General features: G+C 52.0%; 2 protein-coding genes. Both read right to left on the bottom strand.

What is annotated here, in order from left to right:
• Nucleotides 1–19: 19 nt before the first annotated feature.
• The gene (locus tag A7975_RS20435; protein ID WP_065386308.1) at nucleotides 20–7,708 is read right to left on the bottom strand and encodes a non-ribosomal peptide synthetase; all 7,689 of its coding nucleotides are present in this window, start codon (nucleotides 7,706–7,708) and stop codon (nucleotides 20–22) included.
• A gap of 50 nt (nucleotides 7,709–7,758) precedes the next feature.
• Nucleotides 7,759–15,465: a non-ribosomal peptide synthetase gene (locus A7975_RS20430; RefSeq protein ID WP_065386307.1), complete on the bottom strand. Its 7,707-nt coding sequence runs from the start codon at nucleotides 15,463–15,465 to the stop codon at nucleotides 7,759–7,761.
• Nucleotides 15,466–15,566 lie beyond the last annotated feature (101 nt).

Genomic DNA, 15,566 nt, shown 5'->3' with positions numbered 1-15,566 from the left:
CGAGTCTCCTCCAACCGAATCAGAATTGAAACTGTACGTCTTCTCCGAGTAAATTATCCATTTGTTCGGCTTCGATCAGCTCAATGTCGCCGATGCGTTTATTTGGATCACTCGCCACAGTCTCCAGCACCTTAATGAAATGCTGCGCCAGCCGATTAACCGTATCCCGCTTGAACAACGAAGTTGCATATTCGAAAGAGAATCTAAAGCCTTCCTCTTCATCGACCGCCGACAGCGTCAAATCGTACTTCGCAATCGAGCTGCCATGCTCATACGGCACAAATCGCAAGCCTGAGATCTCTGCTGCCTCGCCCGCAATATTTTGCAGGCTGAACACCGTATCAAACAGCGGATTGCGGCTTAAGTCGCGCTGCTTGCCAAGCTTCGCTATGAGCTGCTCAAGCGGAAAGTCCTGATGCTCGAAGGCTTCGAGCGTGAGTGTTTTTACTTGAAGCACAAACTCTGCAAAGGTCAAATCCGCTTCGTGAATATTCCGCAGCGCCAGCGTATTAACGAACATGCCCATCACTTGCTCAAGCTCGGCAAGCGGCCTGCCGGCAGCCGGCGCCCCGATAACGATGTCACTCTGGCCCGAATACTTGGAGAGGAGCACATGATAAGCTGCAAGCAGCACCATAAATACGGTTGAGACCGTATCTTCAGTTAGAAGCAGCAGCTTGCTCTTTAATCCAGGCGGCATGCCAAACGTAATCGAATCGCCTGCAAAATCCCGTTTCTCCGGCCTCTGGAAATCGGTCGGGAGCGATAATTGAGGGATGCCGCCCGCAAATTGCGCCTCCCAAAATGCTTCCATGCGTTCATACGCCGAGGAAGCAAACAGCTTATTCTGCCAAGCAGCAAAATCTTTGTATTGCAGCGTTAGAGGCGGCAGCTCCCGTCCTGCATAAAGCTCGGCAAACTCGCCGACCAGGATAGCCATCGAGACACCGTCCGAAATAATATGATGCATATCAAACAGGAGCAGATGCCTATTGGGCTCAACCATGACGAGCAAGACACGAAGCAGAGGCGCCTGCTCCAAATCGAAAGGCTGGACAAAACCGTTCAGTACGCCTCCAAGCTCCGCCTCGCTCGCTTGGCGGTAAGAAATCTCGAATGCAGCCTCATCATGAATGATCTGCACCGGCTCTCCCCCAATCGCGTGAAACGTCGTCCGGAAAGCCTCATGACGCTGAATGATGCTGCGGAAAGTGTCCTGTAATTGGTCAGGGTTCAGTTCGCCCTCAATGAACATAGCGCCAGGCATATTGTAGCCCGTGCCTTCGCTATCGAATTGATGCATGATGTACATCCGCCGCTGCGCCGAGGATACTTCGTAATGGGAGCTCTTCGGAAGCGGAATAATCGCTGTCGCCTCAACCCGCTCCTTGCGATCGATCACCGATGCCAATGCACCGATTGTCGCGTTCTCAAACAGGGAGCTTAATTGCAGCTTTACGCCGAAGGCTTGAAAAACCTTGGAGACTAAACTCATCGCTTTCAGTGAATGGCCGCCAAGCTTGAAGAAATCGTCATGGATGCCGATACGCTCTGCACCGAGCAGCTCAGACCATAGGCTGGCGAGCTTCACTTCCGTCTTCGTTCGAGGCATGACATACTTCGAGTCGTCGTCCTCAAACAAGGTTGACGCAATCTCCTGCAGCGCTGCGCGATCGATTTTTCCGTTGGCAGTGAGCGGCATAATCGCTACCGGGATGAGGCGCGTCGGCAGCATAAAGCCCGGCAGCCTCGCTGCCAAATGCTCATGCACCTCTGTAGTTTCAAGTCCGCTTGGAGCCGTATAAAACGCGCACAGATAAGCATCCCCCCGCTCGTCATGAAGAGCGAGCGTCACCGCTTCCTCCAAACGATCCATTTGAAGCATAGCCGCTTCAATTTCGCCAAGCTCAATGCGGTAGCCGCGTATTTTCACCTGATGATCGATTCGGCCCAAATATTCAATGCTGCCATCAGGCAGCCATCGTGCCAAATCTCCGGTTCGGTACATCCTCTCTCCTTGCAGGAAAGGATTTGAAACAAATTTCGCTTCAGTCAGCTCCTGCCGGTTAAGATATCCTCTTGCGAGGCCCGCGCCTCCGATGCATAATTCCCCCGGCACGCCGATCGGCTGCAGCTGGTTATCCGGGCTGACCATATATATTTGAGTATTCGCGATCGGTTTGCCGATCGATACGGACGAAGTAGATTCAAACAGCTTCTCATCTATTTCGGAGGCGGTCGCGCATATCGTCGTTTCCGTTGGGCCATATGCATTGACGTAGCTTACGCGGTCGAACCAGCGGCTGACCAGCTCCCTCGAAGCTGCAGACCCAGCGGTAATCAGGCGGCGTAAATAGGGCAGGCGCAAGGGGTCCAAATGAACAGCGAACGTTGGCGGCAACGTGATGAGCGTAATTTTCTCCTCGCCCATAAAAGCTTCAAAGCTTGCATAATCGTTTAACGCTTCCTTCGGAACGATATGCAGGCTTGCCCCGGTTAGAAGCGCCATGCTTATTTCCCACACCGAGGCATCGAACGAGCTGCTCGCAAACTGGGCGATTCGATCCCCTTCGCCGATGCCGTATTGATTTTGAAAATAACGCTGCAAATTGACAAGGCCTCTATGCTCCAGCAAAGTTCCTTTGGGTTGCCCTGTTGTTCCGGACGTATAAATAACGTACGCCAAGCTGTCCAGCGAACATGGTTGATGCTCTCCCTCATCGCCAATGGCCAGAAGCGGTTCATCGGCAGATTGCCCATCGATCTCCTCTTTGACGAGCAGATTGCTCTCCTCTTCAATGGCTGCCCGAGCCTTCTCTTCGTCTTGCCGCCTGGTTATGAGCAGCTTAGCGCCGCTGTCCCTAACCATGAACCGAATCCGTTCCGTGGGATAGTCGATATCGATTGGCAAATAAGCGCCGCCGGCTTTAATAATAGCGAGCATCGACACGACCAGCTCGGCGGATCGCTCCATCATGACGCCAACAATCGCTTCCGCTCCAATGCCTGATCGGCGAAGCTTCGCTGCCATTTTGTCCGCCTTCTCATTAAGCTCAGCATAGGACAATGCAGTGTCACCAAACTTCAGGGCAAGCGCATCCGGAATACGGCTCGCTTGCTGCTCGAATAGGGAGTGCACCGTACCGCCAGCCGGGATTTCAATCGCAGTCTCGTTAAAATCCTCCAGCAGCACGCGGCTGTCTTCCTCTGTCAGCATGTTTATTTCTGCTAGAGTCAGATCAGGCTGGCGAACGACCGCTGTTAAAAATTGCGTATAACAGCTCAGAAACCGCTGCATCGTATCTTTGCCGAACAAGGCGGTGCTGAATTCAACGCCAAGCGTTAACCCAAGGCTTGACGGCTCAGCCATAAGGGTCAAATCAAATTTGGACCATTTATTTTCAAATTCGCAGGACGTTACGTTTAACCCATTCGGATCAGCTGCGGCCTCTGGTAGATTCTGTACCATAAACACGGCATCAAACAGCGGATTCCGGCTCAAATCACGAGGCATATCCAGCTTCTCCAGCAGCGTTTCATACGGGTAATCCTGATGCTCGAACGCGAGCAGCGAAGTTTCCTTCACCTCTTGCAGCAAGGCACGGAACGTCTTGGCTCCTTCCGGCTTTGCACGCAGCGCTAACGTATTCACGAACATTCCGACAACTTGATTCATATCGTCATGCGTTCGTCCCGCAACCGGCGATCCGACGATAATATCCGATTGTCCGGTATATTTGTACAGCAGGCCGAAGTATGCAGCGAGCAGCAGCATGTAGAGCGTAACACCTTCCTTCGCTGCATACTCTTCAAGCGAAGCGGCAAGCCCCGGTTCGAGGCGTTTCGATATATGCTCTCCTTCAAAGCTTCTAATGGCTGGCCGCGGGTAATCGGTCGGCAGATCGAGCAAGGGCAAATCGCCAGAAAATTGCTCAAGCCAATATGCTTCCTTCCTGCCGAAAACCTCTGTTCCGATGAGGCTATTTTGCCAGACGGCAATGTCCTTATATTGGATTCGCAGCTCAGGCAGCGCTTCTCCCTGGTATAGGGCTATGAATTCCTGAATAACGATGCCGAGTGAAACACCGTCTGCAATAATATGATGCAGGTCAAAAAGCAGCAAATGACGATCCGCAGCCAGCTTAGCCAGCTCTACACGAAATAATGGCGCGTTGCTCAGCTCAAAGGGACGGACAAATCGTTCCATCAGCATTTCCGGCTCGCGCCCCGCATCCGGCAGCTCGGAGGCATCAATCCTATTCACATGAAAAAGGATGCTGTCATGCACGTGCTGCATCGGCTCGCCATCGGTTAGCCTAAAGGAAGTCCGCAGCGATTCATGCCGCTCCACCAGCTTCTGCATCGCCCCCTCGAAGCGAGCGTAATCGATCTCTCCCTCAAGCAGGAAAATGCCCGGAATGTTATAGCCCGTATGAGCGCCGCCCAATTGGCTAAGTACAAACATTCTTTTTTGCGCGGACGACACCGGGTACTTCTCCTGCTTCTTCGCCTGCGGAACGGCTGATGGGTAATCGGCTGCTGCTGGTTTTTTATCGTCCGCAAGATATGTCGCCAGCGCTTCAATGGTTGGTCGCTCGAACAACAATTTAAGCGGAACGTCGACTCCGCATTGCTTGCTGATGCTGGACACAAGCGTCATTGCTTTGAGGGAATGGCCCCCTAATGCGAAGAAGCTCTCACGTATGCCAACATCGGCAGCTCCCAGCACCTCCGCCCATATCGCAGCCAGCTTTCGCTGCAGCTCAGTTGTCGGAGCCACATAGGCAGCGCCTCTTTTCATGCCTCCTTCCGGCATGGGCAGTGATCGGCGATCGGTCTTCCCGTTGGCTGTAATGGGCAGCTTCTCCAGTTGCATGAAGAAAGACGGCACCATATAATCAGGCATCGCTTCAAGCACATACTCTCTCAGCGCCGTTGTCGACAACGTTTCAGATGCTGCAAAATACGCGCATAGATATTTGCTTTTTTGATCATCTTCATAGGCGATTGCCGCCGCTTCCGCAATAGCTGGATGATTAAGCAGCCGCGATTCAATCTCGCCAAGCTCGATGCGGTGACCGCGAATTTTTACTTGATGGTCAATGCGGCCCAGCAATTCGATGTCACCGTTTGGCAGCCAGCTCGCAAGATCTCCCGTTCGATACAAACGTTCTCCGCTGCGGTAGGGGCTTTGCAAAAATTTCTCCGCTGTAAGCTCAGCGTTTCCGATATAACCGCGCCCCACATTGTCTCCGGCGATATACAGTTCGCCGGGTATGCCAACGGGTTGAAGCTGCATGCCGTTATTTAAAATATAAATGCCCGTATTTTGGATCGGCCTTCCGATCGTCGGCAATTCGGCTATCGCATCCCGTGCCCCTAGCGACAACGTCGTAACGACATGTGTTTCCGATGGACCGTAATGGTTATGGAGGATAACCCCGCGATCTTGCAAGTAGGCTCGAAGCCCGTCTGAGACGACAAGCTGCTCGCCTGCGGTTATGATATGCTTCACGCAAGGCGGGAACAAGGCGACGTAATCCACGTCATTAAATATAAATTTGAGAAAAGGCACCGGCAAAAACAAGACCGGTATCGATTGCTTGCTGATCCAAGCCGCAAGCTTCTCTACGCTGCGCTTCGTATCATTATCGATTAGACAAAGCGTGCCTCCTGCCAGAAGGGTCGAAAAGATTTCCTGATAGCAGACGTCGAAGCTAATTGTCGTATATTGCAGCACCTTCGTATGATAAGGAACCGTTGTTTTCGTTCCTGTATAAGAAAGCAGGTTAACCATATTTTTATGCTCCAGCATGACGCCTTTGGGCTGACCCGTCGTGCCGGACGTGTAGATGATGTAAAATAAATCGTTCGCGCTTGATGTTGGCGGCAAATTGCCCGGCGGCAATTCAGCATACAGCTCATCCTGCAGCAGCTGCAGCTTGATTCTACTTTGAACAAAGGTTGCTGCCTTGCTTGCCATATCGGGCGCGATCAGCAGCATCTCCGCTCCGCTATTCTCCAGCATGTATGCAGCTCGCTCTGCCGGAAGATCCGGATCAATCGGCACGAATGCGCCGCCAGCCTTTAATATGGCAAGCACGCCCGTTACATAGGCAATCGAACGATCCGCCATGATGCCCACCGGTTTGTCAGGGCCGACCCCCTGCTGCCTCAAGCTGCTCGCGATCCGGTTCGCTGCTGCGTTCAGCTCGCTGTAGGTGATTTGCTCGGAGCCGAACACGATTGCCGCCGCATCCGCCGTACGGGCAGCCTGCTCTTCAAACAAACGATGAATCGTGTACTCCGATGGGTAATCGCATGTCTCGCCTTGGAACGATTCGAGCAGCTGCTGCTCCTCGTTGGTAACGATTCGCATGCTGCGAACAGGCATGTCCTTATTGGCCACAGCTTGCTTAGCCAAAGTGATGAGATGGCCTTCAATAGCCTGAAGCTGCTTCGGATCATATACAGCAGCATTATAATTAAGCTTCACGGTCAGGTCTTCGCTCGGAAGCACCATAATATTCAGATCATAGCTCGTCTGCTCGTACATGCTTATGTCGCCAACATCAAAGCCGTGCGTATCCTCCGAGCCGCTCCCTGATACTTCCTCTTCAATCGGATAATTTTCAAACACAATAATATGCTGAATAAGATTGTTTTTTAGTTCCGTCCTATTTTGAATATCGTACAGCGGCATGTAGTCATAGCTTTCTGATTCAATCGCATCCCGTTGTACGATGGCAGCAAGCTCGGCAAACGTCTCATCCCCCAAACGCCGTACGCGAACAGGAATCGTGTTTATAAACAGTCCGACCATCGTTTCAATACCGGGCAGCTCAGATGGACGGCCGGATACGACGGAGCCAAACACAACATCATCCAGATGGTTGTACCGTTGAAGCAGCACGCCCCATAAAGTTTGGAACAAGCTGTTCAACGTTATCTGACAGCCGCTTGCCAGCTCCTGAAGCTTATGGGAGAGTGCCAAGCCAAAGCTGAAGCGTATTTCGGCTTGCTCATAGCGGGTCGTTTGAATGGCTGGCTGATTTTTCCGTTTCGGAAGCGATACTCCCTGCTCATAACCGCCAAGCAGCTCCTGCCAGTAGGCTAACGCTTTTTCCTTGTCCTGTTTTTCCAGCCATTTGATATATTCGCTATACGGCTGGGTAGGCGCAAGTGCAGGAATCTCCTTGCGTTTTAAACATCCGTACACGCTGAACCATTCATTGATAATAATTCCAAGGCACCAGCCGTCCATCAAAATATGATGATGGCTCCAAATCATTTCGTATTCGCCTGCGGCAAGCCGGAACACGATCATTCGCATAGGGATATCATGAGACAAGTCAAAGCCAGCCTCACGATCCTTCCGCCTTGCTGACTCCAAGCTAGCCTCTTGAGCTTCCTTCGTTAATCCCGACAAATCCTCAATCTGAATGGTTAGCGAGCGCTCCTTCAGCACGACTTGAACCGGCCGCTTAACCTTGTCATACAAAAAAGTGGTCCGAAACACATCGTAACGCGCAATGATCCGGTTCATGCTCTCCTCGAACAAGGCAATATCCAGCTCTCCGCGAATACGGACGGTCATTTGCTCAAAATAAGAGGCATCCCGGCTCATCAAGGTATGAAACAGCATGCCTTCCTGCATCGGAGACAAATAGTAAATATCCTTTACTTGCTCTTTCTTAAAAGTGGACATTTCGCACCTCTCTGATAACCATATTCGCTCGTTTTCTCATTTGAGCTTTCTCATTTCAGCTTTTCTTCCAGCAGCTCAAAAATGTCTTCCAAGTCGTCTACCGACATCCCCTTCGAGCTAATATCGCTTGGCGTCAGCTCGGTATCCTCTTGCAGGGTACAATGAACGGTTACGCGGCTTAGCTGCGCACGATAACCAGCCATAAAGCGGTTCATCGTCTCCTCCGAAAATTCTAGGCTGTTGTAGTGGCATTTCATCGATAGCCGGCCATCCTCAACAATGCCGCCGAAGCTCCATGCGAAGCTGTTTTCCGCTTTTGCGCTGACAGGGGACCCATTATCATAATCCGACATCCTGAATATGTCGTTTGTCACATCGCCATCAATCTGGCCCAAATAGTTAAAACAAATTTCCGGCTCAAGATTGAAGCGCAGCGCTGGCTTCAATGGCTCAGGGGTCAAATATTTCAATAGGTCATAGCCGATGCCTTTGCTTGGAACAGCTCGCAGCTGCTCCTTGGTCAGCTTGATCTGGCGGGCTAAATCACCCGCTGCGCGCATATCCAGCACAACCGGATATTGCGATGTGAACCAGCCCACCGTGCGCGAAATGTCCAGCGCTTCGGCGATAGGCTCACGCCCGTGTGACTCTAAGTTGATGCCTACCTGCTCTATGCCCGACCATTCCTTAACCGCAAGGCCTAAAGCTGTCATCAGCAAATCGTTGATTTCCGTGTTATACGCACGTCCCGCCCGTTTCAGCAAATGATCCGTTTGCTGCTCATCCAGCTCGAACGAAGCCGTCCGCAGCACCGAGAAATCACCTCGTCCCGCGTATTGATCGCGAGGAAGCGGAATGATGCCTCTCTCCTCCAGCTCTCTCCAGTAGTCTGCTTCCCTAAGCAAAAGCGGACTTTCCGCATACTTGTGAAGCTGCTTCGACCAATAGAGGAAGGAGTCGGATTTGAGCGGGAGCCGAATTGCTTCCCCGCTCCGCGCCTGACTGTACGCTTGCTCCAGATCCTCGAACAAAATGCGCCAGGATACGCCGTCGATAACCAGATGATGGGCGATCAGCAGCAAATGGTCGCCGTTTGTAGTCCGGTAGTGAGCGGTGAGGAACAATGGACCCTCCGATAGATTAATAGAGCTTTGAAGCTTCTCGGCATGTCGTGCAAGCGCCTCGCGATCATCGGTCTCGTCGGTTAAATCAACGTACTCGTAAGCAAACGTATTTTCTTCTTGCCCTAAATTGAAGGCCGTAATAGAGCCTTCCTCATTTGGACGGAATACGAAGCGAAGGGCATCATGGTGCCGCATGATCGCATCCATTGCGGACCTTATCGCTTTTTCTTCAAATCGTTCCGGCGTGTACAGCATGACCGATTGATTCCAATGATGGGCATCGGTAAACCGCTGCCGGAAAAACCACTGCTGAATAGCCGTTAGCGCTGCCACACCCGAGACAGGGCCTTGATCGATGCTTCGGGTAGCAGCCTTTAGCCGCGGAGCAAGCTCTTGAATAGTGGGATACTGGAATAAATCTTTTATTTCCAGCTTAAGGCCGGACGCCCCGAGCCTAGCAGCTACTTGAATGGCTTTAATAGAGTCGCCGCCAAGGGCAAAGAAATTTTCCGACAGTCCGATCAAATGACCGCCAAGCACGCTTCGCCAAATGTCCGCAAGCAGCTGCTCCCGAATCGACTCAGGAGCCATATAGCTGCTGCCAAGCGCGATGCTCATATCCGGCTCAGGCAGCGCCGGCCTGTCTATTTTGCCATTTGAGGTCAGCGGGATTTTGTCCAGCTGGACAAAGTAGGCGGGTATCATATAATCGGGCAGCCATTCCTTAGCAAACTCGCGCAGCTCGGTAACGGTCAGCTGCTCCTCGGCAACGATATAGGCGCACAGCGCTTTACTTCCGTTCTCTTGGTCACGCGCGGTGACGGTCGTTTCTTTTACCTTCTTATGCTTGAGAAGCACAGTCTCGATTTCACCTAGCTCGATCCGGTGGCCGCGAATTTTCACCTGATGGTCGATCCGCCCGAGATACTCCATCTCACCGTTTGCCATTCTGCGAACCAGATCGCCGGTCCTGTACAGCCTCTCGTCAGGCTTATAAGGATTCGGCACGAAACGTTCCTCCGTGAGCTCCTCCCGGTTCAAGTACCCTCTAGCCACGCCATCCCCGCCGACATAAAGCTCGCCGTTAACGCCAATCGGAACCAGCCGCTGCCTGGCATCGAAAATATAGCAGGTAAGCGTTGGAATCGGCACCCCGATATTGCTTACATTAGTAGAAATCTCGTGATCGGTTATTTCTTTATAAGTAACATGCACTGTCGTTTCCGTGATGCCATACATATTGATCAGCTTTGTGCCCGGGTACAGCTCGCGGTAAGGACGGAGCATGACCGGGTTCAAAGCCTCTCCGCCAAAAATCACATACCGAATGGCTAAACCCTGCTCCTGCCTGCGCAATTCTTCTTGAATCAACGCATAAAAAGCAGTCGGCGTCTGGTTCAGCACCGTAACCTTCTCATGTCTCAGCAGCTCGGCGAACGCCTGCGGATTTTGCGCCGTAGAGCGCGGCACGACGACAACTTGCCCGCCATGCAGCAAAGCGCCATACATTTCCCATACCGAGAAATCAAAGCAATAAGAGTGAAACATCGTCCATACGTCATGCTCATTAAAATCAAAGGTTAGCCGATCGTTCGTTATTAGCCTTACGACATTCCGATGCGTAATCATAACGCCCTTCGGCTGGCCGGTAGTGCCTGACGTGTAGATGATATAGGCTAAGTCCTGCGGTTCATTAACCGAATCAAGGCCGCTGTCATCACCCGTGAATAATACACGGTCATGGAGATCAAATACCTTCCCCACGCCGTTATTAGCCAGATGGAGACAGGAGGTTTGTGTCAGCAGCGCTTTCGGCTGGCTATCGCGGAGTATGTACTGGATTCGTTCCTCCGGGTATGCCGGATCAATCGGTACATATGCGCCACCCGACTTTAATACTGCGAGCATTGCCACGATCATATCCGTAGAGCGATCCATAAGGATCGCGACAAGGCTGTCGCGCCTTACCTCCGCTTCGTTGCGAAGACGCCTTGCGAGCATGTTCGCCCGGGCGTTCAGCTCATGATAGGTGAGCAGCCGCTCACCATCCGATGCGGCAATTCGCTCCCCATGACGGAAAACCTGCTGCTCAAATAACGAAGCGATCGTAGCCGTATGCGGATAACTTGCGGTTGTATCGTTAAATTCGTTAAGCAGCCGCTCCTTTTCGCCGCCGTTTAACACATCCAGGTCAGCTAACCTTTTCTCTGGATGTGCTGCGATTCCGCGCAGCAGCTCTATGTAATGATCTCCTAACCGCTTCGCAGTCTCCGGGCGATACAAGGCCGCTGCATATTCGATGCTGAAATGAAGCGACTCATCCTGCTCTATCGCGCCAAAGGTCAAGTCAAACTTGGCAATATTATTGGATTGCGGATAGGATGTCAGCCTTAAGCCTTCAAGCTGCAAATCGGCTGAGTCCATATTTTGCATAAGAAACATCGTATCGAACAGAGGATTGCGGCTCATGCTGCGCGGAATGCCCAGCTTTTGCAGCAGCTGCTCAAGGGGATAATCCTGATGCTCGAACGCCTTAACGCAATGCTGCTTAACCTCGGCAAGATATTGCTCGAAAGCAAGCTCCTGCTTCGGCCTCGTTCGAAGCGCAAGCGTGCCTACGAACAACCCTGTCATAGCCCGCAGCTCATCATGAGCCCGGCCGGCTGTCGGCGTTCCGACAACAAAATCCTCCTGGCCGGTATATTTGCCGAGCAGCACGTTATAAGCTGCGAACAGCACCATAAACAGCGTTGCGCCTTGAGCCGACGCTAATTTGCGAAGCGCTGCCGTCAACTGCTCATCAGCTGCGAATTCATATCGCTTGCCGGCAAAATCACGCACAAGCGGGCGTGGGAAATCGGCAGGGAAATCAAACGCGGGCACCTCTTCCGAGAATTGTTCCACCCAGAAAGTTTCCTGCTTCTTCATACGTTCCGCATATCCATCTCCCTGCTGCCACACGGCATAATCCTTATACTGAATGTCTAGCTGCGGCAGCTGTTCACCGCGATACAAGGCCGCTAGATCATGTATGAATTGTCCAATCGTAATGCCGTCGGCAACAATATGATGCACATCCAGCAAGAGCAGATGACGCGTCTCCTCCAAACGGATAAGGCCAGCTCGCATTAGCGGGGCGGTCAATAAGTCAAACGGACGAACAAACCCGCTCATCCTTATTTCAGCCTGCTCCGCGTTAGTCGCTTCAAATAATTCAAGCTCAAGGGAAGCCGCGTCATGTATGCGCTGAACGGGCTCATCCTCCTGCCATTCGAACGAGGTCCGCAGCGGCTCATGCCGCTCGATCAGTTTTTGCAAGGCATCTGCAAGCCTCGCCTTGTCAAGTCGACCCTCCATGAGCAAAGCATCGGGCATATTGTAAGCCGTCCCGACGTTCTCAAATTGATTGATGACAAACATTCTTCGCTGCGCCGAGGTTAACGGGTACACTTCCCTTGGCTCTGCTTGCGCTATCGCGACAAACGAGCCTTCCGCTTCGATTTCTCCTTCTATGAAACAGGCAATGCCGCGGATCGTCGGATGCTCGAACAGCGCTTTTAACGGAATATCGGTTTGCAGCTCCTTCTGAACCCTCGCTGCTAACAGCATCGCTTTGAGCGAATGCCCTCCCAGCTGAAAAAAATCTTCCGTCACGCCGATTTTCTCCACCTGCAAAATTTGCTCCCAAATCGGCTGAAGCTGCGCCTCAAGCAGCGTTTCGGGTGCTGTATATGCCCGGCCTCCTAAGCTCGCTTCCGGAAGCGGCAGCGCCTTGCGGTCCAGCTTCCCATTTGGCGTATAAGGCAAACGCTCTAGCCTCATGACATATGCCGGATTCATGTAAGAAGGCAGCTCCGTTCCGAGTGCTTTTCTTAATGATGCTTCCCCCCACTCCGCTCCTTCTTCTACCGTTACATATGCACACAGCTGCTTTGATCCGGCGCCATCCTGTACAGCAAGCACTGCAGCATCCTTAATCGCAGGCTGCTTGCGAAGCACCGCTTCGATCTCGCCTAATTCGATTCGATAGCCGCGAATCTTCACCTGATGATCGATCCGCTCTACAAATTCGATCTGGCCATCCTCTGACCACCGGGCTAGATCGCCTGTAAGGTAAAGCAATCCAGCGCCTTCAGCGAAAGGATTCGGCACAAAATGCTGCTCCATCAGCTCTGGCTGATTCAAATATCCCCGGGCAATTCCTTCGCCAGAAATGCAGAGCTCGCCAGCCGCGCCGACTGGCTGAAGCTGCCTATCCGAACCGAGTATCCATACCTGCGTATTGGCAATCGGTGTGCCTATCGTAATTCGTCTTCCGTCCTCGACATGACGCAAGCAAGTCGTGATAACGCTGTTTTCCGTCGGCCCGTATTCATTAATGAGCTCAAGGTTTCGGTTTATGCTTCTTGCACGGTTAACGACATCCTCCGTAACTTTCTCGCCGCCGAGAGTTACCGCTTTGAGCGACATAGCTTCCTCGCGATCGATGACATCCAGAATGGCTAGGAACATCGCAGGCACTGCGCTAAAATGCGTAATTCGGTTCGTTGCAATCAGCCTCTTCAGCGCGGACGGGTCCTTAGCCTCCACGGCCTTCGCTAATAAAACGGACGAGCCTGCAAGGAGCGGTGTGAAAAATGTGCTGACGAAAGCATCGAACGCAAATGACAAGAAGACTAGCGTTCGGTCCTCAGGGCTGAAAAGGTACGCTGCTTTGCGCCAAAGCAGCGTATTCGCAATGCTGCGATGCTCAATCATGACCCCTTTAGGCTTACCCGTCGTGCCTGATGTGTAAATGATATAGGCGAGATCATTCGGCTGTACCTGAATAGCCAGATTGGAGGCATCCTCCGCATAGCCGCTTATATCGCTAATATCAATAACCTTGCCTCCGTAGCTTTCCGCAAGCTGCGCGAAGTGGGGATCAGATAGCACGCAGCATGCTTTGCTGTCCTCGAGCATGTAGCGGATACGATCCGCTGGAAGCGCGGGATCGATCGGCAAATATGCCGCACCCGCTTTGAGCACAGCGAGCAGCGCAACCGCCAGATCGGGAGAAGGCTCCGTCATAACCGCCACGATGCGTCCAGCGGCGCCATGCTCTAACAACGTCCGCGCCAGCCGGTTAGCCTCCGTGTTCAATTCCCGGTAAGTCAGCTCAACGCCGGCTCCAATCACAGCGATATGCTCCGGCGTATGACGCACCTGCTTCTCGAACAAGGCATGAACGAGCTTCGGCTCCTCAAAGTGCCGTTTTGTCGCATTAAACACTGCTGTCAATTTCCGCTTCTCATCTGTTGTTACAACGACAAGGTCACTCAGCGCTATAGCGGGGTTATTTAAAATTTGATTAATGATGCCGCGCAGATGTCCTTCCACTCGCTGAATGAAGGCACAATCGAACCTATTCTTGTTATAGCTAAATTTGATAGACAGCTCGTCAGCAGGAGCTACAACGACGTTCAAATCGTAATTGGTTTGTTCAAACACGCGGTCGACCTGTGTCTGAAAGCCAATGATGTCCTCAGCCTGCTCGCCATCCACATCCTTGCCGAGCGGATAATTTTCAAATATTAAAATATGATCGAGCAGTGCGTGCTTCAGTTCAGACTGGTTTTGCACCTCGTAAAGCGGCAAATAGCTGTGGGCCTCCATTTCAACCGCATCGGCTTGTATGTTCGTTAACAGCTGTGCGAAAGTAAGACCATCCGTACGGCGAACGCGCACCGGCACCGTATTGATGAACAATCCGACCATCTGCTCGATTCCAGGTACGTCCGAAGGCCGCCCTGACACGACTGAGCCAAAAACGACGTCATTCGTCCGATTGTATTTGCTGAGCAGCACAGCCCAAATGGCTTGAAACACGCTGTTCAATGTTGCTCCGCAGCCACCAGCCATTCGAGTCAGGAGCAGCGTTGAAGCTGCGTCAATCGCAAACTCATGCTGGCCCTGCTCAAATGGTTCTGATGGACCGCTAAGCGGGCGATGCGGCAATGACGTTTGCCCTTCAAAGCCTGCAAGCGTGTTTTTCCAATAAATAAGCGATTCTTCTTTGCTTCTATTTTCCAGCCACTTTATGTAATCGCCGTATGGGTAGACGATACCCGGCGGAATCGCGCCGCCTGTACGTTTTGCGGCATACATTTGAAGCAGCCGCTGAATGACGACGCCAAAGCCCCAGCCATCCATCAAAATATGATGATGGCTCCACATTAAACGATAGGTATGCTCAGCTGTCTGAAACAAAGCGACTCGAAGCAGCACATCCTTCGAAAGTTGAAAACCGCGTAATCGGTTTGCCTCGTTATAACACTCGATATACTTATTTTGTTCAGCCTCCGTCAAATGGCGGAGATCCTCGTCATGCAGCTTCGTGCTGCGCTCATGAAGGACAACCTGCCTTGGCCGCGGCAAATTTTGATGGACAAACACGGTACGCAAGATGTCGAATTCGATTATGATGCCGTTTAAACACTGCTCGAACAGCTCGGGGTCCACGCTTCCGGTTAAAGTTGCTTCCATTAACGTAAAATACGCGCTGGACTCGCTGTTCATAATGGAGTGAAACAACATCCCCTCCTGCATCGGACTAAGGGGATAAACCTTCTGAATCGCATTTGCTTTACTCATTATTCACCTCGCGTGAAGTTTGCTTATTCGCCTTTTCCATCCTCTTGCTTCGGGAAACAGCCATCCGTCCTCCGGCAAACCGATTGGTTTGCCAGAGGATA

This window comes from Bacillus sp. FJAT-26390 (assembly GCF_001682865.1).
Taxonomy (GTDB): domain Bacteria; phylum Bacillota; class Bacilli; order Paenibacillales; family Paenibacillaceae; genus Pristimantibacillus.
This window is presented reverse-complemented; position numbering and strand designations above follow the sequence as displayed.

What these genes read in the sequence shown, in the direction of transcription:
- A7975_RS20435 (WP_065386308.1), bottom strand. Translation starts at nt 7,708, where the DNA reads ATGTCCACTTTTAAGAAAGAGCAAGTAAAGGATATTTACTATTTGTCT.
- A7975_RS20430 (WP_065386307.1), bottom strand. Translation starts at nt 15,465, where the DNA reads ATGAGTAAAGCAAATGCGATTCAGAAGGTTTATCCCCTTAGTCCGATG.